Source organism: Acinetobacter sp. SwsAc4 (genome assembly GCF_013391535.1).
Classification (GTDB): domain Bacteria; phylum Pseudomonadota; class Gammaproteobacteria; order Pseudomonadales; family Moraxellaceae; genus Acinetobacter.
Window position 1 is genome coordinate 123,878 of record NZ_JACAXC010000004.1, and the last position, 26,137, is coordinate 150,014.

Consider the following 26,137-nt stretch of genomic DNA (forward strand, 5'->3'; position numbering starts at 1 on the left):
AACCTTAATTCAGACGAGCCATCATTGATGACATCGTATCAGAAACAGTATGGAAGATTTTGGTGATCAAATAATCACAATAAAAATTCGGGGTTTTGTTCAAACAAATACCCCGATCATTCTTTTATTAGCAATTGCTAATTAAATATTTTACCACAAGCTAAGGCAAAATTAACGATTCTGCCAAATGCTTAATGCACCTTTTCGAGTTGCAACGTAAAGCTGATTATCAATCACACGCAATGAACGGACTTCACCACTGGTTTTCGCACGACCAATCAACTTCCCTGTGTTTGGATCAATCAAATGAATAATTCCATCTAAATCGCCAACCACAAGGTTCTGTCCAAGCATCACAGGATTACTTAATTGACGGTTAAGTAATTCCTCATTCTGCCAAAGAAGTTCGCCTGTCGCTAAATTATAAGCTTTCAATTTTCCATCTGCAGTCGAGACAAAAACTTTATCACCTGAAACTTCAGCGCTATTCGTACTACTTGCATCTTCACTCCACACCACACGCTGTGTCGTAAGATCAGTAGTTGTAACTTGCCCTTGGAAACTGGTTGTTACCAGATATTGACCTGCAACAACTGGGTCACCGACAACATCAATCAAACGTTGAATATCCGAACGACCATCACTTACTGCAACTCGACGTTGGAAACGCGGCACGCCACTGAGTACATCCAATGCATAAACATAAGCATTCGCGGATGCAACAACGACTGTACGTTCATCTAAACGAACGGGTGCAGGTTGTCCACGTAAGCTAAACTGAACGTTTGGTAATTTATATGCCCACACTTGCTGTCCAGTAACAGCATCATGCGCAAATACAGTCCCGTCATTTGCAATCGTAATAACTCGTCCCGATTGAATGAGTGAAGGAGACAAAATCGCACCAGATAATTTGGCAGACCATTTTTGGCTACCAGTAGCCTGATCTAAGGCAAATAACTCACCTTTACGATTACCAATAATGACAATACCCTCACCTGCTTCTACACCAGCAGTAAGTTCTTGCTTAGTAACCTTACTTTTCCAAAGACGCTGCTTAGCTTTATAAGCAGAAACCTGACCATCTGGATCAATCGCAAAAATTACACCGTTATCTGTATCTAACTGCAAGCGTAAAGCTTCTGCTGCATTTGTCGACGAAACACTTTGAGAAAAGACCAGATTTAAGCCTTGCTGTTGCGTAATTTTTGGCAACGGATTCGGTTTCACTTCTTTTACTTTATTGGTTGAACATCCAATTAATAAAGCTGAAGCAATTGCAATTGCCAAAGGTAATTTTAGTTTGTTCTGCATTAAGACTCATCCACTTTGGTATCTAAGATCGGGCGCTCAATTTCAGGATCATCTACTAAAATACCAACGCTTTCGAGTTTAATTTGTAAAAGCTGACGCTCTTGTTTACGTTCAATGAGGCTATCCCAAGCACTTTGATATGCTTTTTGCGCCGATGCAGTATCTTTCTTTGCAACAAAAATATCACCACGTAACTCTTCTGCAGTTGCTTTAAACGCTGGTTCAGTCACGTTTGATAAGGTTTTCAGCGCCTCATCATATTTCTTTTGTGCTAATTGTGAATCCGCTAAACGTATTTTTACAATTTGCAGCAAACCTGCATCTTTAACTTTTGAGTTCTCAACTTTCTTTAATGCTTTTTCAGCTGCAGCATAGTCTTGTTTATCATAAGCAAGCTTCGCCAAGATAAATTGGGTTTGAATCGCCTGAACCGAGTCAGCATCATCTTTCACAATTTTATCTGCTGCTTCAGATACTGTAGCGAAAGCATTTGGTTGACCTGATGCAGCCTTAGCTTCGTCCATCAATTTTTGTACTTTCGCCGTTTGACTCTGTGCCTCAGCTAAATTTTTCTTTTGCCAATATTCCCATCCGAAAAAGGCAATCAAGGCAATCAGAATCCCGCTAATCATGGCAGAACCATATTTTTTGCCAAAAGACTTTAATTGGTCGAGTTGTTCTTCATCACTTAAACTCATGTGATTGTCCTTTCCCTAAATATTGTGCAATTTATTGTTTAAATTTTTCGATAAAAAAAGATGTCAGCTCAGTTAAAGCGACCTGCGCCTGCTCACCCGTCGCTAGCTCTTTGACCAAAAGCTGTTGTGATTCCCACTCGCGCTCACCCAAAATCACTGCATAGATTGCACCAGATTGATCAGCCTTTTTCATTTGGCTTTTCATACTGCCTTGTGAACCTGTTTTCAGACGAATTGAGCTGTTTGCTGCTTCTAACTGGTCACGGATTTGCTCTGCTAATACTAAAGCTTTAGCTTGAAATGCAGGCTCAGCCAATAAGAAAACTTCACAATCACGTACTTCTTGGGCTTGTTCAACCTGCTCAAGCAACAACAGTAAACGCTCCATACCCATTGCAAAACCAACCGCAGGTACAGATTGATCTGCTTTACCTTTCAGTTGTCCCACCAAGCCATCGTAACGACCGCCAGCACAAACTGTTCCTTGTGAACCCAACATCGTTGTCGTCCATTCAAATACAGTTTTGTTGTAGTAGTCCAAGCCACGTACTAACTTCTGGTTAATTACAAACTCAACGCCTGCATCAGTGAGGTACTGTTGTAACTGTTGGAAATGATTAATCGAATCTTCTTTTAAGAAATCATGCAACTTGGGTGCATTTTCTAAAATCTTTTGCGTCGATTCAATTTTAGAGTCTAAAATACGTAATGGATTAGTACTTAAACGGCGTTGTGAGTCTTCATCTAATGCATCTTTGTGCTGATTTAAAAACTCAACCAAAGCAGCACGATATTCCGCACGCTCATCCGTCTCACCTAAAGTATTGAGTTCTAGACGAACATTCGCTGCTACACCCATACGTTTCCATAGGCGAGCCGTCATTAAAATGATTTCTGCATCAATATCTGGCGTTGCTACACCAAAAGTTTCAACACCAAATTGATGGAACTGGCGATAGCGACCTTTTTGTGGCTTTTCATAGCGGAACATTGGACCCACATACCAAACACGCGGTGTTGCGCCACGCAATAAGTTATGTTCCAACATCGCACGCACACACCCAGCCGTACCTTCTGGACGCAAAGTCAGCGATTCAGGTGGTGTACCTTTATCAAAAAAGGTATACATTTCCTTTTCAACGATATCGGTTGCATCACCAATTGCACGCTTAAACAAACCAGTTTGTTCAACGATCGGTAAACGGATTTGTTGATAGCCATAGGCATCCATTAAAGATGCTAATTGTTGTTCCAGACTTCTCCAAGCAGCAGTTTGTGTTGGAAGGGTGTCATTAAAACCTTTGATCGCGACAATTGAACTCATGATGAACTACGAATAATTTCTTTAGATTTAGCTTCTTCAAGCTCTTGAACACGTTGACGAACCATTGTTTCAATTTCATCAACCAACTGATTTGTGTCAATTAAATGACTTTTTTCACCATTACGATAGACTAGTGAACGCGGTGATGCGCCAACGATACCGATATCCGCCTCTTTAGCTTCACCAGGACCATTCACTTTACATCCAATCACAGATAAATCCATCGGTGTACGGATATCTTCTAGGCGCTCTTCCAAAGCCTGCATCACCTGAATCACATTAAATTCCTGACGTGAGCAGCTTGGGCAAGCAATAAAGTTAATCCCATTTGAGCGTAAGCCCAACGATTTTAAAATATCAAAACCGATTTTAATTTCATCTTCAGGTTCAGCCGCGAGCGAAATACGCATGGTATCGCCAATGCCTTCCATCAACAGTCCGCCCAAGGCAATTGCTGATTTGACTGTTCCAGTACGGTAAATACCTGCTTCAGTCACACCAAGATGCAGTGGATTATCTATCTGTTGAGACAGCAAACGATAAGCATCCATCGTTAAAAATACATTCGATGCCTTAACGCTGACCTTGAACTCATGGAAATCTAAACGGTCGAGAATATCGATATGACGCATCGCTGACTCAAGTAAGGCCTGCCCTGTCGGCTCACCATATTTCACTTGTAAGTCTTTTTCCAGAGAACCTGCATTCACACCGATACGAATCGAAATACCATGATGTTTTGCTGCAGCAACGACTTCACGTACTTTCTGATCTGAACCAATATTTCCTGGATTGATCCGTAGACAGTCTGCGCCATAGTCCGCAACCGCTAAAGCAATACGATGATCAAAATGAATATCTGCAACCAATGGTACTGAAACACGTTTACGAATTGCACCGAATGCTTCTGCCGCTTCCATTGAAGGAACAGAAACACGCATGATATCCGCACCGGCATCTGCACAGCGCTGGATTTGCGCTACAGTTGCATCCACATCACAGGTTTCAGTATTGGTCATACTTTGAACACTAATCGGGGCATCACCACCGACATACACTGAACCAACACGAATTTTACGTGTTGGACGGCGTTTAATTGGATTCACAATCATCGTATAGCTCTACTCTTTGGCATTAACGAGACAAACGGAATTCTGCTTTTCCATTAACCGTATATGGAGACAAAGATATTTGCTCCTGATTCAAGGTCAAGGATACAGCTGTTGCATCATCTAAACGAATTTGGAATGGTGATTCACCACTCAAAGTTAATGTAGATGCTTGACGACCTGTTGCCAATACTTTACCTGTTGCATCAACAATATGCACAGATGTTGGTCGACTAAAGTTCAAAACTAACTGATCGCCAGAAGTTGCGTTCGTTGTGGTTCCCATCGGTATAATTTCGACATCAGAACTTTTTGCTTTCGGCGCTTCAACTTCAGCATCATCTTTGTGGCTAGATGTCCAATTTTGTACAGCCATCAATGCCAACCAAGCTAAGACTAAAACAGCAGCTAAAATAGCAATACGCTTCAACCATTTACGGTTACGTACACTTTTCGATCCAGCAAGCTTGCCCATAGTCTTGATTGGGGAGTTGCTCAGGGCATGATTGGCCTTGAGACCTGTGTCATTGGCATAGATTTCATCAAAACGCTGGATAATGGCACTGGCATCTGCATTGAGCAGTTTTGCATAGGCACGGTAATAGCCTTTGATGAATGTGGCTTCAGGCAAGGATTTATAGTCATCTTGCTCTAATGCCGTTAATGTTTTAACGGGCATATTCAATACGCTTGCAATTTCTTCAAGTTCTTTCTTTTGTGCAATACGAATTTGACGCAAATACTCACCAGGACGTTGAATATTTCCTAACGTTGACGATGGCGAGGTTGAGCCAGTTGGCTGATGTGAATTTGGATTTATTTCCATACGGCCTCAGTACTGTACTGTAATTGCAAATAACGTTGATATTCTGGACTCTCAGGAAATAATGCTCGTAATTGATTCACTAACACTTGCATTCCTAATTGATCCGCACTCGCTCGAGCAATGCGTATACCAATCCAAAGTGCACGTGCACCTTGGTTTTTTTGCCCCACATTACGAACATACTGTTCGTATAGTTGCGATGCATCTCTATTATTTTGTTGCAAATAGAAAATTTCTGCCAACTCTAACATTGAAATAGTTGCATTACGATTTGCTTGTAGCGCTTGTTTGAATGCTTTTTCAGCATTCGCAACATCGCCTAACTTTAAATAGATTCGCCCCAAGTTTTCCAACGATTGAAATCGCTGTTCATAACCTAAGGTTGCACCTGCACGGGTAAATTGCTCAATCGCTTCATTATAACGTTGCATTTGATACAAATATGTACCGTAATTATTACGAGCTTGTGCATTATCTGGTTCTGAAGAAATCGCACGCTTAAAATAAGCATCTGCTTTTTCCATATTAGGTTTACTGCCTTCTTGTTGCAGTAGAATCCCCATCATCATATTGGCGTTTGCATCACGCGAATCAATATTTAAAGCTTGATCAAGAGAACGTTTAGCGGAATCCAAATCACCTGTACGAATATATTCAGCAGCCAGTTGAGAACGAACTTGAACAGCTTTTTCTGGGTCTTTCTTCAACCCTGTCGAAGATTGACAAGCAGTTAAACCCATTACAGTAAACACAACAGCAGTCGTTATAATCGTTTTTAGTCGAGTTGTATTCAACGCTATATCCCCAAGTTTTATCCTTGTGTGCGCAAAATTTCTTGTCGTTGCGCCACTTTCTTCTTCCACTGTTCCGCACGACGCGTACGGTCAGCAACCTGTCCTACCAATTGACCACATGCAGCATCGATATCATCGCCACGTGTCTGACGAATCGTACACACAAATCCGGCGTCAGACAAAGTTTTTTGAAAAGCAATGATGCGATTACGACTCGAACGTCCGTAAGGTGCATGTGGAAATGGATTAAATGGGATTAGATTGATTTTACTTGGCAAGTTTTTCAATAATTTTAATAATTGCTGTGCATGCTCAGGCTGATCATTGACACCCTCCAACATCACATATTCGATAGTGACATGGCGACGTGAGCTTTCATTGCCATCTTTAGCTAAATAACGTTGGCACGCAGCAATAAGTTGCTGTAATGGATATTTTTTATTAATAGGAACCAATTCATTACGTAGTTCATCATTTGGTGCATGTAATGAAATCGCAAGTGCAACATCGATGTCTTGCGCTAATTGATCAATTTTTGGAACAACACCTGATGTTGATAAAGTTACACGGCGTTTAGACATTCCGTAGGCAAAATCATCTAACATTAACTGCATTGAGCTGAGTACTGCATCGTAATTAAGTAAAGGTTCACCCATACCCATCATGACCACATTGGTTACGGTACGTTCACGCTCAGCAACAGGCACATCTTCCATATAAGAATAATTTGCCATCCACAACTGACCGATGATTTCTGCTGGTGTTAGATCACGTTGGAAACCTTGCTTACCCGTCGAACAGAATGAACAATCCAGTGCACAACCCACTTGTGATGAAATACACAAGGTTTTACGTGCACCTGTTTTATCTTCGGCAGGAATCAGCACGGTTTCAACCAGAGAACCTTCACCATCACCTACACGAAACACCCATTTACGGGTACCATCTTTAGAATAGTTACGGTGCACCACTTCAGGTGCTTTGATTTCGCAGATTTTTTCTAATTTTTCACGTAATTTTCCTGAAATATTACTCATTTCAGCAAAATCAGTGACGAAAAACTGGTGTATCCATTTCATGACTTGACCGGCACGAAACTTTTTTTCGCCTAAGTCTTCAAAGAATTTTTCTAATTCGGCTCTGGACATGCCAAGTAAATTTACTTTCTTATCGGCAGCTTGAACGACAGACGTAGTTAAAGACTGTTGTTTTTCATCGACATTCTCAGATGAAACGACCACTACAGAACTCATGTATATTTACCTAAACGATATCAGCGCTAGAAAATGCTGTGTGTTTTTCACACAACTCAATCTATAAAAAATAAAAAACCAGATAAGTAGTATACCACTTATCTGGCTTGAATACTTTGGATTAACGAGTGCGTGGGCAGATCTCGTTATCAGCAAAGAAGTAAGCGATTTCACGCTCAGCAGAAGCAACTGAGTCAGAACCGTGAGCAGCGTTTTCGTCGATGCTTACAGCGAAATCAGCGCGGATTGTACCTGGAGCTGCTTCTTTAGGGTTTGTAGCACCTAAGATTTCACGGTGAGCAAGAACTGCATTTTCGCCTTCAAGAACAGAAACAACAACTGGGCCAGAAGTCATGAATGCAACTAAATCACCAAAGAAACCACGTTCTTTGTGCTCAGCATAGAAACCTTCAGCATCAGCTTGAGAAAGGTGTTTCATTTTAGTTGCAACAATTTTTAAACCCGCTTTTTCAAAACGAGCAAAAATGTCACCAATGTGGTTTTTAGAAACTGCATCTGGTTTTACGATAGATAAAGTACGTTCAATCGCCATGATTGACTCCTATTTATGGTGTAAACTAAAAAATTTGCCGCATTATACCGATGTCATCGCCAATAATCAGCTTGAATCTGTAAAAGTTCAGTGATTTCTGATGTTTTTTTAACGAACCTCATCCAACCAAGCCATTTGAATCGCTTCAAGCAAACCTTCCGTCGACTTATTTGGGTCATCATTAAAGTCTGGTAATGCACAAACCCAAGCATGTAAATCAGTAAAACGAATCCATTGAGGATCTACATCTGGGTGTGCTTCAGTAAGTTCGATTGCGATATCAATCGTATCTGTCCAACGTAAGCCCATTTGATAACCTAATTAACAGTTAGTGATTGAGCGTACTTTAACAAATCCCAAGATTTAAAAAATAGTCTTCTATCATTAAAACTCGTTAAATTATTCAAAGAATGATATTGAAGCTTGGTGCCAACAAAATAATACCGCTAGCGACGGATGCACCAATCACCGCCCCGACGATCACATCACTTGGGTAATGTAATCCTAAAATCATGCGGGACAATGCAACCAGAATCGTAAATGGCAACATCAAGATTAATAACAACGGTTGGATATAGCCTAATGTAATAGTAACCATGACCGCATGCAAAGTATGACCTGATGGAAAACTAAAATGATCCAATGGTCGCTCGCCCAGTACAATCACTTGGTGAACTTGATAAGGGCGTGGTCGAGTCGTTTTATGCTTTAAAAACTTATAAATCCCCGTACCAACAGAACCTGCAACGAGCAAATATAGAATTTGCAGACCGTATGCCAAACCTTGTGCGATCCATACTGATAACAACATGACATACCAAAATGGTCCATCACCCAAACGACTAATCGTTTTAAAAAATAAGGCAATGCGTTGTGACTGTGAGAGATGATTAAGGTATACACACCCTTTTAGATCTAGATCGAGTATTTTTATTTTTGCATTTTGAAATTTCATACTTTTCTCCTTTCTGAGGATACTTTAGGTAGAGTTCATAAGAGGTTCCTGCGCTACCTGATAAAGTGCTTGTTCTAATTGTTGTACAGGAAACTGCCAACTGGTTTCCTGTACAGTTTCACTTGCTAATAAACCCATTTTTCTCAGTTCTGGGAGAGTTGGCAAATGACAAATGGATTGTGTTAAATCTGCGGCCTGTCCGAGAGGACTCAACCAACCTGTAACACCATGTTTGACATGCTGATGCGCACATACGTAGTCATAAGCAATCACTGGTAATCCGCTAGCAATTGCTTCTAGCACTACATTTCCAAACGTATCAGCTTGACTAGCAAAGGCGAAAACATCTGCACTTGCATAAGCGGCTGAAAGATTCTTACCACTTAAGCTACCAGTAAAAATAATATCTTCTGATATCGCTAATTTACTCAAACGAATACGATCAGGCCCATCTCCAACAATTACAAATTTTGTATTTGCACCTTGCTGTCTCTGCCAAGCATGGAAAGCTTCAATTAAGACATCAATTTCTTTTTCTGGTGATAAGCGTCCAACATACAGCATTACACGGGTATCAGCACCTACACCCCATTGTTGGCGTAATTGCTGTGAACGATGTTTTGGGGAAAACTTCGCAGTATCAACACCTCGTCCAACAACAACTAAAGGACAAGTCACACCAAAACCACGTAGTGCTTGTTCCGTGTATTGACTGGGTACACACGTGACATCTGTACTATTATGGAACCATGTTAAGTAACGTTGAATCGGTTTGACTAAAAAAGCCAAGTCAAAGAAACGGCTAAAATCTTGGAAAGCTGAATGGAATCCACTCGATACGGCGATTTTTTTTGACTTTGCGGCTTGTAGTGCTATTAAACCTAATGGACCTTCAGTCACGATATGCACTACGTCAGGTGCGAACTGCTCAAATGCTTTAGAGACTTTAAGATATTGTGGCCAACCAAATTGAACACTTGGGTATTTTGGAATAGGCTGAGACATCACCAAGCATTCTTGTTCAGGTAAAAATTCTGTACAAATCGTTTTTTGTATAGGCCTGACCAATAGAATTTTATGTCCAAGCCGTTGTAGCCCCTGACATAATTGCATCATAGATAATGCTACACCATTAATTTCTGGTGGCCATGTTTCAGTGACAATTGCGATTCTCAAACGAGGGCGAACTAAATCCCGAAGTTCAGACAATTCATCTTGTTTATTTTTGAGTTGTTTCCTTTTAAAGTAAAATTTAAAACTTTCAGGAAACTGTTCTTGCTTTAGTAGAGATGTCGCGTATGTACTTTGCATATCGCCATCCATTTGTGTCGTTATTTTCATGCTTTTAGCTTATAAATATTTTTTGACACTTTAATGATCAGTGTATGACAGTTTTTTGACAGTCTTAAAAATAGAAAATGCCCGATTTCAACATGAAAATGGACATTTAAAAGAGATCACAGGCTGATCAAGCCAAAGGATTATCCACTGCGAAAAGTTGTTGATCTTCTAAACGATAAGCCACCAGTTGTTGCCCCCAAACACATCCACCATCGACATTTTGAATTTGGCGACTAATGGTTTTACCCTGCAAGGCCGCCCAATGTCCAAAAATAATTTGATGAGTTTGTGCAGCCTGACTATCAAACTCAAACCACGGCTGAAAGCCTGTTGGCATCGGCGCATCAAGTGCATCTTTAAAGTCAAACTCTAAACGCCCTTCGGCATCAGTCAAACGCATTCGGGTCAGATAATTAGTAATACAGCGCAAACGTGCCATACCTGTCAGCTCATCTAACCATAAATCAGGTTGTGAACCATACATCTCTGCAAGAAAACTATCTAAAATCGAAAGATCGTCATTACCCACTACCTGCTGGACTTCTTGTGCAAATGCCACAGTTTGTTCGGCATTCCAGATACACGGCACACCTGCATGGGTAATCAGAGTTTGATCATTCGGAGATAAACTCAATGGCTGTTTACGCAACCAATCAATCAACTCATCACCATCAATCGCATCAATCACGTCCTGAGTACGATCTTTATCTTTAACTTTTTTAAAACCACGAGCACAAGCAATAAGGGTCAGATCATGATTACCTAGTACAGTTGCTGCAGCACCACGATCAGCCAGTTTTTTAATAAAGCGTAATGCGCCCACCGAGTTTTCGCCACGTGCAACTAAATCACCCGCAAACCATAAAAAGTCTTGATCTGGATCAAAGCGAATTTCTTTCAGTAACGCTTTCAGCGCTTCAAAACAACCTTGCACATCACCAATGACATAGTTATATCGTTTAGACATTAAGATACCATCTGATCAGAAAGTGCGACAAAATCAGCCAAGCTTAAGGTTTCTGGGCGCGCCATCGGATCAACACCTGCTTTTTCAAAGCCATCTTCTACCAACATCCCTTTTAAGCTATTACGTAAGGTCTTGCGACGTTGGGTAAACACATGGCTGACTAAACGTGACAAAGCTTTTTCATTTTTTGCAATAATTGGCTTAGTTTCATAAGGTACCAAACGGAATACCGCAGAAGTCACTTTCGGTGGTGGATTGAATGAACCTGGCGGCACTTCAAACAAGAAAGTCGGTTTACAGTAATACTGGATCATCACCGATAAACGACCATATTCTTTGGTGTTTGGTGTTGCCGTAATACGATCAACCACTTCCTTTTGCAACATGAAATGCATGTCTTTGACCTTGTCACCAAACTCTAACAGGTGGAACAAAAGTGGGGTTGAAATGTTATAGGGTAAATTCCCCACCACACGTAGTGGACGACCATCTTGGAACAATTGCTTGAAATCATATTTTAAAGCATCAGCTTCAATAATGGTCAAACGTTCAGGATATGGCACACGTCCCGGTAAACCGGCAGCCAAATCACGATCCAGCTCAACCACGGTTAACGCATCACACTCGCCAATTAAAGGTGAGGTCAATGCAGCTAAACCCGGTCCAATTTCGACAATATTTTCACCCGCACGCGGATTCACTGAACGTACAATTTTGGCAATCACACGTTGATCATGTAAGAAGTTTTGACCAAAACGTTTTCGAGCCTGATGCCCTTCATCTTTAGGGTTTAGGGCATTAATTTGATACATAATAATTCCAACGTGAATAATTTACTCGCCCATTACTGACGGGCTAAATCAAGTGCTAAATCCACTGCAACCTGCAAACTTGATGCTTTTGCCTGTCCAGTGCCTGCAAGAGAAAGTGCTGTACCATGATCGACCGAAGTTCGAATAAATGGTAAGCCTAATGTAATGTTTACTGCTTCACCAAAGCCTTGTGATTTTAACACAGGTAAACCTTGATCGTGATACATTGCTAAAACAGCATCTGCATCTTTTAGATTTTCTGGGGTAAATAAGGTATCTGCAGGCAAACAGAGACTCATCCCTATACCTTGCGCACGATAGCTTTCTAGCACTGGATTAATCACGTCGATTTCTTCTCGACCTAAATAACCATCTTCACCTGCATGTGGATTTAAGCCACAGACCAGAATGCGTGGTTGTGCGATTTTAAATTTGCTTTTTAAGTCTTGAATCAGAATATCAATCACTTGATGCAAACGCTCTTTAGTAATCGCATCAGGTACATCCCGCAACGGTAAATGTGTGGTTGCCAATGCGACACGCAATGTTTTAGTCGCCAACATCATCACCACACGATCCACACTTGCAAACTCTTGGTAAAACTCAGTATGTCCGCTAAATAGAATGCCTGCATCATTAATAATCGACTTTTGCACTGGCGCTGTAGCAACCCCTACACTCCGCCTCGACATCGCATAGTCAGCTGAACGACGTAATTGCTCTAACACATAAGCAGCATTGGCTGAATCTAACTGACCTAAAATAACAGGTTTTGCTAAAGGCACATGCTCAACGAAAAGCTGCCCTGCTAAACTCGACCGTTTTTCGCCCTGAAATGGAATAAGTTCAACATCAATATTTAACTGTTTGGCGCGCTGCTGCAACATCTGGACATCAGCCAAAATAACGATCGGTCGCTCATCAACACGGTTTGCTAGACTTAGACAAATATCTGGTCCAATTCCGGCTGGTTCGCCAGAAGTGACATACAAAGGCAACATGACTCACCAATTCTAATTTTAAGCATTACGTTATAGTTTACCGAAAAAAACAATCCACTCCCCATATAAGCAAAAGTTTTTGAAAAAATATGAAGTGAAAATTTACAAGCTGATAAACAATAAATACAATAAATTTATTTTTACCAATAAATACAAGAATATAAACTATAAAAATAGAATTTAAATGCCACTAAAGAAAATCAATCGGAATAACATTAGAGCGATTAGATGCCACAACACAACGCTGATGAAACACTTAAAATGATTATCCATCAAATTCTATTCCCTCTCAGCGCCCCCTAAATAAGAAGCAATCAAGAAAGAGAATAAAACTAAATAGTGAACAATTTGAAATTTTTAAGGCTTTTTCGCTTTAGGCAGATTTTCAGGCACTAGATTAGAAGGTACAAATTCAACTTGACGAGTCCACGGGTTAATTTTTGGTTGTACCTTTTTCTCAGGTTGAACAACCGCTGTCTCTTCTTTCTTTTCTACCGCAACAACCGCAGCACTACTCGGCTTCTCTATAAATGGATTTGCAATCGGCTCCTTTTTCTCTACAGGTTGAGGCTGCTGCACGAGTTGTGGTTCTTTCTTTTCTGGCAATGGAGGCGTATTTACTGGGTGAGAAGTATAAGGAGATGCTATAGCACCTTGTTTTACAATGGTCTGCGATGATTGTTGATGCAGGGGAGCATTTGCTTGCACTGAAGAACTTGAGGGTTGTGCTAAGGGGTTCGTTTGATCATCTGGTATTTCAAGTGGTTTCATTTCAGCAGTGACCATCATTGCTGGATCAACATGCTCACCACGACTCTCCAAGACTTCAACTTTACGACTTGTACCTTCTTTGGGCTGAAATTCAGAATAATTGGTTACACTGCCCTCATCGACCCATTTGTAGAGGCGTCGTGCATTCGCTTGTGTGGAACAAGCTATTACGCAAATAGCGACTACAATAATGTTTGTAGAAAACGACAATTTCATCAAATTCCCCAAAAGAAGAGGTAAATACTTCTACTTATTTCAAATAATTAATTGAAAAATGATAAGTCAAATACCACCGCCTCTCAAGCCAAAAAATGTAGCTCAAAATTAACGGCGATATAGTTACAAAATCAGTCAGATTGCAGCAAAATATGACATTAACAATGAATTGTTCTTGTGTGATTTTAGAAATTCATATAGAATTCGGTCTCCTTTTGTTTGGGCGATTCCTTGCTCAAACCAACTATAATAGGTAGTGGTTAATGAAAACTCTCAGCGCTAAGCCTGCTGAAGTTCAACACGACTGGTATGTTGTTGATGCTTCTGGCAAAACTTTAGGTCGCCTTGCGACTGAAATCGCTCGTCGTTTACGCGGTAAGCACAAAACTTCTTATACTCCTCACGTTGACACTGGTGACTACATCGTTGTGATCAATGCTGAACACGTTCAAGTGACTGGTAATAAATCACTTGATAAGAAATACTATCGCCATACTGGTTTCCCTGGTGGTATCCGTGAGACTAACTTTGAAAAGTTAATCGCTCACAAACCTGAAGCAGTTTTAGAAAAAGCTGTTAAAGGTATGTTACCAAAAGGTCCTCTTGGTTATGCAATGATCAAAAAAATGAAAGTGTACGCTGGTAGCGAGCATCCTCATACTGCTCAACAGCCACAAGTTTTGGACATCTAAGGGATACAGCACATGGCTACTAATTATGGTACAGGTCGCCGTAAGACCGCAACTGCACGTGTTTTCTTATCAGCTGGTACAGGCAAACTCGTAATCAACAATCGTACTTTAGAGCAATATTTCGGTCGTGAAACTGCTCGTATGGTTGTACGTCAGCCTTTAGAGCTTTTAGAAGTTACTGAAAAATTTGACCTTTACATCACTGTTAAAGGTGGTGGTATTGGTGGTCAAGCTGGCGCTATCCGTCACGGTATTACTCGTGCATTGATCGCTGCTGACGAAACTTTAAAACCTGCTCTTCGTCAAGCTGGTTTCGTTACTCGTGATGCTCGTGAAGTTGAACGTAAGAAACTTGGTTTACGTAAAGCTCGTAAACGTCCTCAATTCTCTAAACGTTAATCGTTTTACGAATTGGACAAAAACCTCGGATTTATCCGAGGTTTTTTTATTTATATAGTTCTACATATTTCTAAGATGCTTTTCTTATATTTTTTTAGTATGCTAAACCGTTTACTTGATTAGCTTTGTGATATGTCATCTGTTGAAACGACCCCAGTTCAGGGCATTACGCTTTATAGTCATGCAGATGATTTCCGTTCACACTGGATTCGTTTTTTACTCGCTGAAAAGCAGATTAAATATCATCTGATTATCACCGATCATGAAGATGAAGATTTGGCTGATCTCAACCCCTACAATCAACTTCCTATGTTGATTGAACAAAATCTAAAACTTTTTTCACCAAATATCATTAGTGAATATCTGGATGATCGCTATCGTCAAAATAAGCTTTATGCGGATGCTCCAATGGCTAGAGCGGAGCAACGTCAATATATTTGGCGTTTTGAACAAGATTGGTTCAAGCTTGCAGATCAAATGCTTAGACATACCGATACACTGAACCCGCAAGAAAAACAAAAAGCCCAGAAAGAACTTAGAGATACGCTTATTTCACTCACTCCATTATTCCAACATTTTCCTTTTTTTATGTCTGAGACGTTTTCAATCTTAGATTGTATGCTCGCACCAATTTTTCTTAGATTAAAAAGTATGGGAATTGAACTTCCACCGCAACATTGCCGACCTATTTTTTTATATTGTCATCGTGTTTTCAGTCGCCCATCTTTCATTAAATCAATGACAGCTCAAGAAAAAAACAGCTACAATGATTTAATTCCTATGATTAAATAAGCTTGTAAATTATGTCAGATCAATTAAATGTTACACCCACACGCCCTTATCTTGCACGTGCCATTTATGAATGGATTTGTGATAACCAATTGACGCCTTATTTACTCGTTGATGCAACACAACAACACACAGATGTTCCTCAACAATTTGTAAAAGATGGACAAATCGTTTTAAATCTGGCACCCCATGCAATCCATCAATTTCATATGGATAATGATGCTATTTCATTTTCAGCCCGTTTCGGCGGGGTCGCAAAAGATATTTATGTACCTATTCGCGCTGTTTTAGGGCTCTATGCTAGAGAAAATGGACAAGGTTTATTTTTTGATCCAAGCGAATATGCCGATATTCAAGAGACTATCGAAACTCCAATAGAAGATAAAAAGCAAGAAGCCGAACCGAATAAGAAAAAACCTTCTCTTAGGATTTTAGATTAAAAGCGAGGAAATGCACGATGGCATTTGACTTAGTTCAATACTTTTCTGAACAAATTAAACTTCAAAAACCACAGCTCTTTGATCAATACTCATCAAAAGAAAGACTTTATTTTATTGATGAAGTAAATATGCTTGCTCTTGGACAGCTGGTCAGTCTTTGGAAAAAAGATAATCAAAAACTTTATCAGGAAATAAAAACATCTGATCCCCTTTATATCCAAGGAATAGCTAGACATCTTACAACCTCTGCATATAATCAATCCGCTTTAAGCGCTTCTGAGTTAGAGTCAAGTATTTCAGAAATACTCACTTTACAATTCGCAGAATTAAATCAATTAGACCAAACAGGTAGCTTTGGTCAAACAGGTTTAAGTGAGCTTCTCTTAGGTCAAATAGAACATCTATCTGGACAAGCAGAAGATTGGGTTTGGTCAACCAACCAACTCACTGAACTTTTAGGTTCAAAACCAGTCATACAGCAAGAAGTTTCTCTAGAAACAACGATACAGGAATTTAATCAAATGGTACATCAAGCACAACATACTGAAGAAATTTCAACTCCTGAACCAACTACACCGACATGGTCTTTTATTATTGCACCTGTAACAGCACTTATTATTTTATTATTTTTATATTGCAGCTACATTCAGCTGACGACTATTTAAGCATATTAAAAATGATAAAGAAAGTATATTACTTTCTTTATCAAACATTTACAGATATTTAAATCATACTAAAATAAGAAAACTATATAATTATAAAGATTTACATTTATTTACAATAAAAAAAATACTTAAAATCACCCTGTATTTGTGATAAAAATCACAATATTTTTTTTAAAATACACTTTTATATACGATTTTGATTTATTTTTTTGACAAAAACTGTCATTTATTACCAATTGTATTATTTTAAGTGTGTTTAAGTATTATTGATTTAATAAAAGAGTTTCCTATAATGAGATCAACTGCTTTTGAAAAATAATCTAAAACAAAAGCAGGGAATATAAATTCATAAACAAAGATGCATAAGTAGAGATAATATCATGGCTAAAATTTCACTAGAAAGCTTGACAAATATTGATGGTTTTGTGGCAGCGGCATTAGTAGACACTGAAAGTGGCTTAGCGCTTGCAACTCAAGGTGGGGGCGCAATTGACTTAGAATTAGCAGCAGCAGGTAACACTGAAGTGGTTCGCGCAAAACGTCGTGTTGCAAACTCACTCAAACTTAATGATGATATTGAAGATATTCTAATTACACTTGGTAAAGCATATCACCTAATTCGACCATTAGAGAGTAACGGAAATTTATTTCTTTACCTTGTATTAGATCGTAGCAAATCAAACTTAGCAATGGCACGCCACGAATTAAAAACGTTCGAAAAAGAATTAGACTTTGCTTAATTAAAATCTTAAGTTTTTTTTAAATTAGACTTCTTATATTTATTTTAATTATAAAAATTAGAATTATATAAGAGGTCTTTTATTATTCTTAAGTAAAAGTATAATTTCGTTCAATGCAATATTTTATAAAACATTAAAGTGATACTATGAATGGACATTGCATTAATATCGCAATTTCAGGTATAAGTTTAAAAGTTTCAGATGAACTAAAAATAGAACTTAGAAAAACAATACCTAATGAGTTTGGCATCAACTGGATCAATATTTCAGACCCAAATCTCGATTTATTATTAATAAATGAAAACTTTTTTGATACTGAAGGTATCCAACGTATTATTCAACAAAAACAATTACCATGTTTAAAAATTTCTAAGGGGCAAGGTTCTTGCCAAATCGACGAGGACAACACACTCTACCTTCCCTTTCAACAAACGGATGCCTTAAAGAATTGGATACAGCTTAGATTGCTAAGTTATATTTCTAATCAACAACCTAAAAATGATTTTCTACCTAATCACAACCCTGTAAGTGAAAAGTTTTTAAAGGATATGCTAAACCCTGAAAATGCTCGTCTTCATCTTTTTGATGATCATGGGACTTTAGCGATCATTGATACGCGTAGTCAGATTGCATGGTTAGAACCAACTCGCATACACACGCAAACCAATCATAGCTTTAAATATGAATTTGCGACCACTTTTGATTGCACAAAAGTTTCTCGTAAAGTTGAATATGACTTACAGGATTGGTTATGGAATTTATTTTGGCATTCTTTAGATTTTCAAAGACTTGCGCCGAATGAAAATGAATATTTTAAAATTGAACATTGGCCTCAACCTAGTCAAAGTACGGATCGAAAAATTATACTTTTGCTTTCAGCATGTTTTATACAAGGCGCTCAACTTTCCCAAGTTGCCACACAATTAAAACTTCCAATTCAAACGGTTCAACAATTTATTGCTGCCTGCATCATTTCAAATAATGGAGACATTATTCCAGCAACAGAAAGTCATTATTTGAAATCAGAAGCAGCCGAACAGCCTGTTGAAGAACACAACTTTTTTAATAAATTTTTCGGCAAAATTAGACGCCGATTTGGGCTTTAAGGAATTATATGATTTTACAACAATATAAGATTGTATTTGCTGGAAGTATGGGTGCTGGAAAAACTGAAGCGATAAGATCACTTTCTGAAATTCCTGTCCTTGCCACCGAAGCATTCAATACAGACTCTCAGGCCCATAATAAAATGCAAACGACAGTTGGTATTGATTATGGTGAAATCACATTAGATGATGGAGTAAAGATTGGTTTATATGGAACGCCTGGGCAATCGCGTTTTGACTTTATCTGGCCTGTTATCTGTCAGGGTGCTTTAGGTGTTATTCTATTAGTCGACCACAACAGCAAGGTTCCCCTTGAAGAGCTTGAGGCCTACCTTGACACATTTAAAGACTATACAAAAAATATATCAATTGGTATTACTCATATTGATGAGAACAAAGGTCAGCCAACTTCCATTTATCGGGAGTGGCTAATCCAGAATGAGTATCAATATCCCCTGTTTTTTATTGATGCGCGTAAACAGGAGCATGTTCTGCTCATGATTGAATCACTCATCGCGGCATTAGAAGTCAATTTAAGAGCAACAAATTAATCACTTCATAAAGAGAAGAATTATGTTCAGTATTCCGAGCCAACAACGCACTGCGCCAAAAGAACTCATTCAATTAGCAAAAACACAGGCGAATGACATCTTAACGAATATCCGTGGTATTGATTACATTATGCTTTGTTCTACGGATGGATTTGAACTGGCTTCCGTTTATAAGAAGAATCCTTATAACAGTACCAAGCTTGCTGCTGTAAGTAGTTCAATTTTAGCAATGGTTAGTGCATTTTTAAATGAAATTCATTTAACTGGATGTCAGAGTATCACGCTTGATGCTGAAAATGGTAAAGCAATCCTAACTTCGATTCCTGCACCACACCATCCGATGGTGATGGTGACATTAAGTAATAAAGACGTTCTTTTAGGACAATTACTTTATAGCTTAAAACAGGCTAGTGCAGCGATTGTAGCCGCTGATCAAACATAATCCTTAACTCATTGATTAATCCGAAAGGCAATTCTACACACTCACTGATCACGGTTGAAAAGCTATTAAAAAGCGAGGCGTGGAACCTAGCTTTTTAATTTACACATTTTATGCAATTGCGACATTTAATAATAATTGTCGTTTTTTCACTTGTTGTCCAATTTGACCAATCAGCTCATCTACCACACCATCAACATCCGACTTAATTTGTTGTTGAATTTTCATGGCCTCCAGAATCAATAAGGTTTGTCCCTTAACAACTATGTCTCCAGCATTAACCAATAGATTCACAATCGCCCCATCCATCGGCGCACGGATTTTACCATCCCCTACCACTTCAGCAGCTTCAGGTGCGGCATAGGTGATATTTTCAATCATTAAATTACCATTTGCTGTATCTAAATAGAGTTGATTTTGATCAAGTACATAACTCAACTTTCGACGCACGCCATCAACCTTATAGATGATCTGAGTATCACTTATCTCAACCACATCCACCGTACTTTGCTGATCACATAATCGCACGGTAACTTGCTGTTGATCCATTTCGACTTGTAGTAACAATTGTTGATCTGCACATTTCAACTTTAATGGTAGCGGTGTTGCAATACCTGTTTGCCATGCTGTTTTTGAAGCTTTGTGTTGCGCAAATAGTGTTGCTGCAATCGCTAAACTTTCAAGGGTTGGAACCTGTTGATGCAGGCTGACATCATCCTGAAAATGCTGCTGGATAAATGCAGTATTGGTATCACCCGCCACAATAATCGGATGACGCAATAAATTCACCAAAAATTGTTTATTGCTATTTACACCAAGCAATACACAATCATCAACAGCACGTGCTAATAGACGAATCGCATCCTGACGAGTTTTGCCATAAGCAATCACCTTCGCCACCATCGGATCATAGAATGGGCTAATTTCACCCGCCTCTAACATGCCATGATCAATACGGACATTCGGCAGCATTGTATCAAAGCCCGCAGGCTGCCAACGTAATACTTTTCCCGTTTGTGGCAAGAAGTCCTGACGTGGGTCTTCGGCATATAAGCGTACTTCGATCGCATGTCCACTTAAACTAAGTTCATGCTGCTGCAAGGGTAAAGTTTCACCATTGGCGATACGCAGTTGCCACTCGACCAAATCTAGTCCCGTAATCATTTCTGTAACAGCATGCTCAACTTGTAAACGAGTATTCATTTCAAGGAAATAAAACTCGCCAGACTGATCCAGTAAAAATTCAACCGTACCTGCGCCGATATAATCACAGGATTTTGCTGCCGCCACCGCAGCTTCTCCCATTTTTTGGCGTAACTCAGATGTCATGACTGGGCATGGTGCTTCTTCCACCACTTTTTGATGACGGCGTTGAATTGAGCAATCTCTTTCAAACAAATAAACATAATTGCCATGTGTGTCACCAAACACTTGGATCTCTACATGACGAGGTGCGATCACCGCTTTTTCAATAATTAATTCACCTGAACCAAAGGCATTTTCGGCCTCTGAACGTGCGGTTTTTAAGGCTTCCAACAAATCAGCCGACTGGTGTACCAAACGCATACCACGTCCACCACCACCAGCAGATGCTTTGACCATCAATGGAAAACCAATTTTTTCCGCTTGCTCAGCCAAGTATTCAATCTCTTGCTGATCACCCTCATAACCAGGTACACACGGTACACCCGTTTCAATCATGGCAATTTTAGATAAACGCTTACTGCCCATTAAATGAATCGCAGCGGCGTTTGGCCCAATAAAGGTGATACCATTGTCGCTACAAGCTTGGGCAAAATCGGTATTTTCAGACAAGAAACCATAACCAGGATGGACCGCATCTGCGCCTGTCTTTTTGCAGGCTTCAATAATATTGGTGATCGACAAATAAGATTCTGAAACTTTAGATGGCCCGATATAAACCGCCTCATCGGCAACTTGAACATGGCGTGCATTTTCATCTGCATCTGAATACACAGCAACAGTTTGATAACCCATTGCTTTGGCCGTTTGCATCACCCGAACTGCGATTTCACCACGATTTGCGACTAAAACTTTTGAAAATTTCATCATTGCTCAGTCCAATTTGGCAAACGTTTTTGAATAAAGGCCATCGTGCCTTCCTGCCCCTCTGCCCCACCAATGGCTTGAGCAAACTGCTGTGCAGCAGCATCCAGTAAAAAATCTAGAGGCTCATTTAAAGTTCGATGTAGCAATGCTTTGGTGTTTCGAGATGCCAACGGCGCAGCACGTTTGATCTGTTGAATGGTATCAGCAAGCAATTGCTCAAGCTCAATATCATCACGTACAACTTCATGTATCACACCTAACTTCTGCGCAGTCTCACCATTAAAACGTGAACCTAACAATGCCAAACGACGCGCTTGGGTCAACCCAATCCGTTTCACTACGAACGGTGCAATTTGTGCAGGTAATACCCCAAGCCCTGTTTCAGGTAAGCCAAACTGAGCATTATCACGACTAATCGCTATATCAGAGACACATGCTAAACCAAAGCCACCGCCGAGCACTGCCCCTTCTAAAATTGCAACAACCGTTTGAGGAGCTTGATCAACTTGTTCAATCATGGCACCAAAACGGCGGTTAAAATCAATATAAGGCTGTAAACTGCCTACATTGGCAGCTTCAACACGCAAAGCTGCCATATCTTTAATATCACCACCTGCACAGAAATGCCCGCCTTTTCCACGCAGGATTACGGCACGAATCGAGCTATCTTCTGCAATATGAACAAAGACCTGTTGAATAGCATTAACCATGTTGAGACTCATGGCATTACGGCTTTCAGGTCGGTTCAGCCATAGCGTTAAAATACTGCCTTGTCGTTCAAGCTGGATGCTGTCATCCACTTGTAAAGTATCCAGATTACTCATTTTATTCCTAATTTTTCATTCTTAATCACAGGTTAGCTATACAGGATCAACATCATACGCAACCACATGATCACAGGGGCAGCATTACCTGAATCAAAGATCCTTGCGCAACATATGACATTGTTATAACCCAGATGACCATGACCTCAGCCCCTCACACGACCCAGCCATGCTTCACACTATATCCCCACTTTACAAACCAAGCAAGTGCTTGGTTTGTAAAATAAGCATTATCATGCGTGATTAGCTTTGGCGGTACGCACCACAGCGTCTATATCTACCTCATCAATTTGATGAGGTGGAATAAACTGTTGGGCATACTCCAGCCATAAACGACTTTGGACAAAATAGATAAACAGTGTACGGTCAAGATGATTTTCCTGACACATTTTTGCCATGATCATCAGCGACTCAGAAATGGTTTTAGCAGATTTGTAAGGACGATCCGCGGCAGTGAGCGCCTCAAAAACATCGGCCAATGCCAGAACACGCTCCTCAACAGACATTTGTGCCGCTTGTAAGCGTCTTGGATAACCCTGTCCATCCATACGTTCATGATGGTTAGTGGCAAGGTCGGGAATACGCTGCAAATGCTTGGGCCAAGGTAATTTGGTTAGCATAATCAGGGTCTGGACGATATGATTGTTAATCGCAAAACGATCTTCGCTGGTCAGTGTCCCTCGGCGAATACTAAGATTATAAATTTCCCCAGTATTTCTTTGGTAATGTGGAAGTTGCATGTCAAAACCATGCATGTTTAATGGATCATCCCGCTCTACGTGGGGTTTATAATTTTCATCCCATGCAACGATATGCTCAGGTTTATCTGCCAATAGTCGCTCCTGTACGGGGAGTGATGGCGCAGGATGATGATAAAGTGACTGTTCCAGTAGCGATAGCCCAAGACGGTTATCAAAATGACGTAACCATGTTCGCTGCCCGATCTGTTCTAAACGTAAAATCGTCTCATCACTTAAAAACTCCCCTCCAATATTGCATTTTGCAATAAAGGCAAAATCATCCTGTAGTTGCGCATACTGTGCATCACGCTGGGCTTCCGCACATGCCTGTTCTGTTCCTGTCAGTTGTGCCTTTAGACACGCTATCTCGGCATCCCGATATAACACTTCAAAACGGGTACGGATTTCATGGATACGGTTGTACAAGGTTTCCAGTTTGGTGGCTTTGTCAATAATATGTTCAGGCGTGGTAATCTTACCACAGTCATGTAGCCATGCTGCCAGACGGAAAGCCTCACGATCATCCGCATTGCAATGGAAATCGGCATATTGCCCTTGTGTTTCTGCTGACAAGTGATCAACAATCATCATTGCCAGTTTGGGCACACGACGACAATGGCCTCCTGTATGGGCACTCTTAGTATCAATCGCATCGGCAAGAACCAGAATGAAAGCCTCCAGAAGCGCTTTCTGTGATTCAATCAATTGCCTTGTTTCAATTGGAATTGCCAACATTCCAGTTAACCGTTCACTAAAAATCAGGAAGTTTTGTGACGTATGCTCATGATCACCTTTATGCTCTAAAATCACATAACCCAAAATGTGTCCATCACGCCCGCGTATGGCAAAGGCCTGACACAGGGCATGGCGGTTAGGCTGCTGATTCTCAATGTTACCCAATTGTGCCGCAACGGCATCCACCTGATCTTGTCGTCCATAGGCGGCTTTTTTTTGCCAACTGTTATCTTTTGACTGGTAAAGATACACTGCGCCACTATCACAACGAACGGCCTCTACAAACAACCGAAGTACTTTATTCAGCATGGTATCAATCTGCGGTTCAGCTTGCAGTACCTGACTGATTTTTAACAATGCTTCCATGGTACGGCTCACATCATCCGTAACATCCGTCAGTTGATAGGCTTCATACAACAAACTAAACTCAGGGCTAGGACGACTAAAATCAAAATGTGACATCTGCCGAACACGACGAATATGCTGTTCAATAATCTGGCCAATACGATGACCAAGCCATGCCCCCAAAGCAAGAAGCAGCATCCCCAAAACAATCGCAATCCCAATCATCTGGCGGCGATAAACAGGCAAATCCTTGAGTAGCTCTTGACTTGGAATGGCAACCAATAGCTGTAGCCCCAGTTCACGATATTGGGCAAGTTCAATCTTTCGCCCAAACCATTGTTGATCATCAGCCTGATAGGTCATCACCTGAGTTTGTGATGGTAACTGCCACAACTGTAATAAAGCTGTGTTTTCCAAATGTTGCAGTGCAGGGGCTTGTGTGTTGGATGTGGCTTGATCAATAGCTGAACCCATATTGACCCCAATCACTCCACCCTGACTATCCACCAATGCAATTTGACTATGGGGGGTAATACTCAATTGTTGCAGTGCATCCTTAATTCCATTTAAGGGTAAATCCATCGCAACAATCGCATGTGGATTACTACTGCGCATGGAAAGTGTTACACCCATCAAAGGTGTATCTGCATAAATATAGGGTTTTGAAATGGCAACATCTGTGGTGGCAAGCGCATTGTTATACCAGGGACGTTGCCGAGGATCATACACATAGTCTGGATCTATACGTTGCTCAATCAGGTTGAGCTGCTGATCATAGAATAAAAGTTGGTGTGTACGCTTTTCTCCTACCTGTCTCAACAATGTGCGAACCACGTATTTTGCTTGTTCTGGTGCGCGATAGCTCTGACGTAATGTCGCCTTGGTTAATGGACTCACCAGAAAATAATCACCATTATCATAGCCAATATACACAGCCGTTAATAATGGATTGGCATACAAATTGGTAGTAAAGGCCTCTAGGCGTTGCAACCGCTGGGGCAATGTGCTGGCTTCAACCACAGGATCAAAGGCCAGAACGCGCAGCAGTGCTTCAGCAGGATCAATAATTTGTTGTACTTTTTGTTCCGTGATTTGACTGGTCATTTCCGCCTTGCTAGTTGCGGCATCCAGAAGCAAAGTCTTTGCCTCAAACCAGTTAACTGTTGTAAAAGTGACGGATGTCAATGTGATGGCAATGATCATCATTATGGTCATCACCATGCGAATACGCCATTTATGTTGGAGCGGGTGCATTATGCTTTGCATATCTTTGTTCCATGTGTTGTATGTTGCACACGACAAAAGGCCAATATTTTTTTAAATATTCTGGGTATTTGTATAACATTCTATTTTGGTAGGTCATCACAAACATCATAAGTCAATACCCTGAACATGACAATCCAGAGGGAAAAAATTGCGATGAATTGAAAAAATTAAATAATTGATATCAAATAAATATTGATGTTTTTATAAAGATTTTACAACTATTGTTATAGGTAAAATATTTCGTTTTATTATCGGGATAATGCAAAGCCACACTTTAGCCACTTGAGGTATACCAATCTTTCAGCATTTTTAATTTTACCTTTCTAAATCCTCCTTACCACGATGCTTAAGCCGCATCTCAGGGAGGATTTAGACATAGCTAAAATATAAATTAACTTTAGA

27 protein-coding genes are annotated in these 26,137 nt (G+C 40.1%); 9 read left to right on the forward strand and 18 right to left on the reverse strand.

Annotation, left to right across the window (positions count from 1 at the left end; all coding sequences use genetic code 11):
* Positions 1-171: 171 nt before the first annotated feature.
* The 15 genes from bamB to HYG88_RS04080 form a co-directional block, all read right to left on the reverse strand.
* A complete protein-coding gene (gene bamB, locus HYG88_RS04010; RefSeq protein WP_178882632.1) occupies positions 172-1,314 on the reverse strand; it encodes an outer membrane protein assembly factor BamB in 1,143 nt (380 codons plus the stop codon).
* Positions 1,314-2,012: a tetratricopeptide repeat protein gene (locus HYG88_RS04015; RefSeq protein WP_178882633.1), complete on the reverse strand. Its 699-nt coding sequence runs from the start codon at positions 2,010-2,012 to the stop codon at positions 1,314-1,316. Before HYG88_RS04015 ends, bamB begins: the two co-directional genes overlap by 1 nt.
* Positions 2,013-2,043: 31 nt before the next feature.
* Positions 2,044-3,336, reverse strand: coding sequence for a histidine--tRNA ligase (hisS, locus tag HYG88_RS04020; RefSeq protein WP_004664886.1), 1,293 nt, complete (start codon positions 3,334-3,336; stop codon positions 2,044-2,046).
* Complete coding sequence (gene ispG, locus HYG88_RS04025; protein ID WP_004664888.1) at positions 3,333-4,448, reverse strand: flavodoxin-dependent (E)-4-hydroxy-3-methylbut-2-enyl-diphosphate synthase; 1,116 nt, start codon at positions 4,446-4,448, stop codon at positions 3,333-3,335. The genes hisS and ispG overlap by 4 nt, the downstream gene beginning before the upstream one ends.
* A gap of 22 nt (positions 4,449-4,470) precedes the next feature.
* Positions 4,471-5,271 carry a RodZ domain-containing protein gene (locus HYG88_RS04030; protein WP_178882634.1) on the reverse strand — a complete coding sequence of 267 codons (801 nt, stop codon included), beginning with the start codon at positions 5,269-5,271 and terminating at the stop codon, positions 4,471-4,473.
* The gene (pilW, locus tag HYG88_RS04035; protein ID WP_034602770.1) at positions 5,262-6,065 is read right to left on the reverse strand and encodes a type IV pilus biogenesis/stability protein PilW; all 804 of its coding nucleotides are present in this window, start codon (positions 6,063-6,065) and stop codon (positions 5,262-5,264) included. Before pilW ends, HYG88_RS04030 begins: the two co-directional genes overlap by 10 nt.
* A 17-nt stretch (positions 6,066-6,082) precedes the next feature.
* Entirely contained in the window at positions 6,083-7,318 is a 1,236-nt protein-coding gene (rlmN, locus tag HYG88_RS04040; protein ID WP_087544629.1) for a 23S rRNA (adenine(2503)-C(2))-methyltransferase RlmN, read from the reverse strand.
* A 121-nt stretch (positions 7,319-7,439) separates the two neighbouring features.
* Entirely contained in the window at positions 7,440-7,871 is a 432-nt protein-coding gene (gene ndk, locus HYG88_RS04045) for a nucleoside-diphosphate kinase (protein WP_003654870.1), read from the reverse strand.
* A gap of 108 nt (positions 7,872-7,979) precedes the next feature.
* Positions 7,980-8,180, reverse strand: a complete 201-nt coding sequence (gene iscX / locus HYG88_RS04050; RefSeq protein ID WP_004664895.1) for a Fe-S cluster assembly protein IscX — start codon at positions 8,178-8,180, stop codon at positions 7,980-7,982.
* A gap of 94 nt (positions 8,181-8,274) precedes the next feature.
* On the reverse strand, positions 8,275-8,826 hold the full coding sequence (locus HYG88_RS04055; RefSeq protein WP_178882635.1) for a phosphatase PAP2 family protein: 552 nt from the start codon (positions 8,824-8,826) through the stop codon (positions 8,275-8,277).
* A gap of 24 nt (positions 8,827-8,850) precedes the next feature.
* A complete protein-coding gene (locus HYG88_RS04060) occupies positions 8,851-10,167 on the reverse strand; it encodes a glycosyltransferase family 1 protein (RefSeq protein WP_178882636.1) in 1,317 nt (438 codons plus the stop codon).
* Between the two features lie 127 nt (positions 10,168-10,294).
* Entirely contained in the window at positions 10,295-11,134 is an 840-nt protein-coding gene (locus tag HYG88_RS04065) for a symmetrical bis(5'-nucleosyl)-tetraphosphatase (protein WP_005162315.1), read from the reverse strand.
* Positions 11,134-11,946 carry a 16S rRNA (adenine(1518)-N(6)/adenine(1519)-N(6))-dimethyltransferase RsmA gene (gene rsmA / locus HYG88_RS04070; protein WP_005162316.1) on the reverse strand — a complete coding sequence of 271 codons (813 nt, stop codon included), beginning with the start codon at positions 11,944-11,946 and terminating at the stop codon, positions 11,134-11,136. The genes HYG88_RS04065 and rsmA overlap by 1 nt, the downstream gene beginning before the upstream one ends.
* A 32-nt stretch (positions 11,947-11,978) precedes the next feature.
* Positions 11,979-12,947 (reverse strand): 4-hydroxythreonine-4-phosphate dehydrogenase PdxA, encoded by a 969-nt coding sequence (gene pdxA, locus HYG88_RS04075; RefSeq protein ID WP_178882637.1) that lies wholly within the window; start codon positions 12,945-12,947, stop codon positions 11,979-11,981.
* Positions 12,948-13,304: 357 nt separating this feature from the next.
* Positions 13,305-13,934 carry a hypothetical protein gene (locus tag HYG88_RS04080; protein WP_005162328.1) on the reverse strand — a complete coding sequence of 210 codons (630 nt, stop codon included), beginning with the start codon at positions 13,932-13,934 and terminating at the stop codon, positions 13,305-13,307.
* Positions 13,935-14,197: 263 nt separating this feature from the next.
* Between HYG88_RS04080 and rplM the strand changes: the two genes are divergently transcribed.
* The 9 genes from rplM (at position 14,198) to HYG88_RS04125 (ending at position 19,758) form a co-directional block, all read left to right on the forward strand.
* Complete coding sequence (rplM, locus tag HYG88_RS04085) at positions 14,198-14,626, forward strand: 50S ribosomal protein L13 (protein ID WP_004664909.1); 429 nt, start codon at positions 14,198-14,200, stop codon at positions 14,624-14,626.
* 12 nt (positions 14,627-14,638) lie between these two features.
* On the forward strand, positions 14,639-15,025 hold the full coding sequence (gene rpsI, locus HYG88_RS04090) for a 30S ribosomal protein S9 (RefSeq protein WP_004640839.1): 387 nt from the start codon (positions 14,639-14,641) through the stop codon (positions 15,023-15,025).
* Positions 15,026-15,157: 132 nt separating this feature from the next.
* Positions 15,158-15,817: a glutathione S-transferase N-terminal domain-containing protein gene (locus tag HYG88_RS04095; RefSeq protein WP_087535633.1), complete on the forward strand. Its 660-nt coding sequence runs from the start codon at positions 15,158-15,160 to the stop codon at positions 15,815-15,817.
* An 11-nt stretch (positions 15,818-15,828) separates the two neighbouring features.
* A complete protein-coding gene (locus HYG88_RS04100; RefSeq protein WP_005162333.1) occupies positions 15,829-16,254 on the forward strand; it encodes a ClpXP protease specificity-enhancing factor in 426 nt (141 codons plus the stop codon).
* A 17-nt stretch (positions 16,255-16,271) separates the two neighbouring features.
* Entirely contained in the window at positions 16,272-16,919 is a 648-nt protein-coding gene (locus HYG88_RS04105; RefSeq protein WP_005162335.1) for a hypothetical protein, read from the forward strand.
* A 380-nt stretch (positions 16,920-17,299) separates the two neighbouring features.
* Positions 17,300-17,659 (forward strand): hypothetical protein, encoded by a 360-nt coding sequence (locus tag HYG88_RS04110; RefSeq protein WP_087544648.1) that lies wholly within the window; start codon positions 17,300-17,302, stop codon positions 17,657-17,659.
* Positions 17,660-17,805: 146 nt separating this feature from the next.
* Positions 17,806-18,765 (forward strand): hypothetical protein, encoded by a 960-nt coding sequence (locus HYG88_RS04115; protein ID WP_178882638.1) that lies wholly within the window; start codon positions 17,806-17,808, stop codon positions 18,763-18,765.
* 8 nt (positions 18,766-18,773) lie between these two features.
* Positions 18,774-19,316, forward strand: a complete 543-nt coding sequence (locus HYG88_RS04120) for an ATP/GTP-binding protein (RefSeq protein WP_178882639.1) — start codon at positions 18,774-18,776, stop codon at positions 19,314-19,316.
* Positions 19,317-19,338: 22 nt separating this feature from the next.
* Complete coding sequence (locus tag HYG88_RS04125) at positions 19,339-19,758, forward strand: roadblock/LC7 domain-containing protein (RefSeq protein WP_178882640.1); 420 nt, start codon at positions 19,339-19,341, stop codon at positions 19,756-19,758.
* Positions 19,759-19,866: 108 nt separating this feature from the next.
* Here the strand turns inward: HYG88_RS04125 and HYG88_RS04130 are convergent, their stop codons facing one another.
* The 3 genes from HYG88_RS04130 to HYG88_RS04140 form a co-directional block, all read right to left on the reverse strand.
* Complete coding sequence (locus HYG88_RS04130; RefSeq protein ID WP_178882645.1) at positions 19,867-21,825, reverse strand: acetyl/propionyl/methylcrotonyl-CoA carboxylase subunit alpha; 1,959 nt, start codon at positions 21,823-21,825, stop codon at positions 19,867-19,869.
* Complete coding sequence (locus HYG88_RS04135) at positions 21,825-22,649, reverse strand: enoyl-CoA hydratase/isomerase family protein (protein ID WP_178882641.1); 825 nt, start codon at positions 22,647-22,649, stop codon at positions 21,825-21,827. The genes HYG88_RS04130 and HYG88_RS04135 overlap by 1 nt, the downstream gene beginning before the upstream one ends.
* A 233-nt stretch (positions 22,650-22,882) precedes the next feature.
* A complete protein-coding gene (locus HYG88_RS04140; protein ID WP_178882642.1) occupies positions 22,883-25,735 on the reverse strand; it encodes an HD domain-containing phosphohydrolase in 2,853 nt (950 codons plus the stop codon).
* Between the last annotated feature and the right edge of the window lie 402 nt (positions 25,736-26,137).

Bases quoted from the DNA above. Each gene is read 5' to 3' on its own strand.
- bamB (WP_178882632.1), bottom strand. From the start codon at position 1,314: ATGCAGAACAAACTAAAATTACCTTTGGCAATTGCAATTGCTTCAGCT.
- HYG88_RS04015 (WP_178882633.1), bottom strand. From the start codon at position 2,012: ATGAGTTTAAGTGATGAAGAACAACTCGACCAATTAAAGTCTTTTGGC.
- hisS (WP_004664886.1), bottom strand. From the start codon at position 3,336: ATGAGTTCAATTGTCGCGATCAAAGGTTTTAATGACACCCTTCCAACA.
- ispG (WP_004664888.1), bottom strand. From the start codon at position 4,448: ATGATTGTGAATCCAATTAAACGCCGTCCAACACGTAAAATTCGTGTT.
- HYG88_RS04030 (WP_178882634.1), bottom strand. From the start codon at position 5,271: ATGGAAATAAATCCAAATTCACATCAGCCAACTGGCTCAACCTCGCCA.
- rlmN (WP_087544629.1), bottom strand. From the start codon at position 7,318: ATGAGTTCTGTAGTGGTCGTTTCATCTGAGAATGTCGATGAAAAACAA.
- ndk (WP_003654870.1), bottom strand. From the start codon at position 7,871: ATGGCGATTGAACGTACTTTATCTATCGTAAAACCAGATGCAGTTTCT.
- iscX (WP_004664895.1), bottom strand. From the start codon at position 8,180: ATGGGCTTACGTTGGACAGATACGATTGATATCGCAATCGAACTTACT.
- HYG88_RS04055 (WP_178882635.1), bottom strand. From the start codon at position 8,826: ATGAAATTTCAAAATGCAAAAATAAAAATACTCGATCTAGATCTAAAA.
- HYG88_RS04060 (WP_178882636.1), bottom strand. From the start codon at position 10,167: ATGAAAATAACGACACAAATGGATGGCGATATGCAAAGTACATACGCG.
- HYG88_RS04065 (WP_005162315.1), bottom strand. From the start codon at position 11,134: ATGTCTAAACGATATAACTATGTCATTGGTGATGTGCAAGGTTGTTTT.
- rsmA (WP_005162316.1), bottom strand. From the start codon at position 11,946: ATGTATCAAATTAATGCCCTAAACCCTAAAGATGAAGGGCATCAGGCT.
- pdxA (WP_178882637.1), bottom strand. From the start codon at position 12,947: ATGTTGCCTTTGTATGTCACTTCTGGCGAACCAGCCGGAATTGGACCA.
- HYG88_RS04080 (WP_005162328.1), bottom strand. From the start codon at position 13,934: ATGAAATTGTCGTTTTCTACAAACATTATTGTAGTCGCTATTTGCGTA.
- rplM (WP_004664909.1), top strand. From the start codon at position 14,198: ATGAAAACTCTCAGCGCTAAGCCTGCTGAAGTTCAACACGACTGGTAT.
- rpsI (WP_004640839.1), top strand. From the start codon at position 14,639: ATGGCTACTAATTATGGTACAGGTCGCCGTAAGACCGCAACTGCACGT.
- HYG88_RS04095 (WP_087535633.1), top strand. From the start codon at position 15,158: ATGTCATCTGTTGAAACGACCCCAGTTCAGGGCATTACGCTTTATAGT.
- HYG88_RS04100 (WP_005162333.1), top strand. From the start codon at position 15,829: ATGTCAGATCAATTAAATGTTACACCCACACGCCCTTATCTTGCACGT.
- HYG88_RS04105 (WP_005162335.1), top strand. From the start codon at position 16,272: ATGGCATTTGACTTAGTTCAATACTTTTCTGAACAAATTAAACTTCAA.
- HYG88_RS04110 (WP_087544648.1), top strand. From the start codon at position 17,300: ATGGCTAAAATTTCACTAGAAAGCTTGACAAATATTGATGGTTTTGTG.
- HYG88_RS04115 (WP_178882638.1), top strand. From the start codon at position 17,806: ATGAATGGACATTGCATTAATATCGCAATTTCAGGTATAAGTTTAAAA.
- HYG88_RS04120 (WP_178882639.1), top strand. From the start codon at position 18,774: ATGATTTTACAACAATATAAGATTGTATTTGCTGGAAGTATGGGTGCT.
- HYG88_RS04125 (WP_178882640.1), top strand. From the start codon at position 19,339: ATGTTCAGTATTCCGAGCCAACAACGCACTGCGCCAAAAGAACTCATT.
- HYG88_RS04130 (WP_178882645.1), bottom strand. From the start codon at position 21,825: ATGAAATTTTCAAAAGTTTTAGTCGCAAATCGTGGTGAAATCGCAGTT.
- HYG88_RS04135 (WP_178882641.1), bottom strand. From the start codon at position 22,649: ATGAGTAATCTGGATACTTTACAAGTGGATGACAGCATCCAGCTTGAA.
- HYG88_RS04140 (WP_178882642.1), bottom strand. From the start codon at position 25,735: ATGCAAAGCATAATGCACCCGCTCCAACATAAATGGCGTATTCGCATG.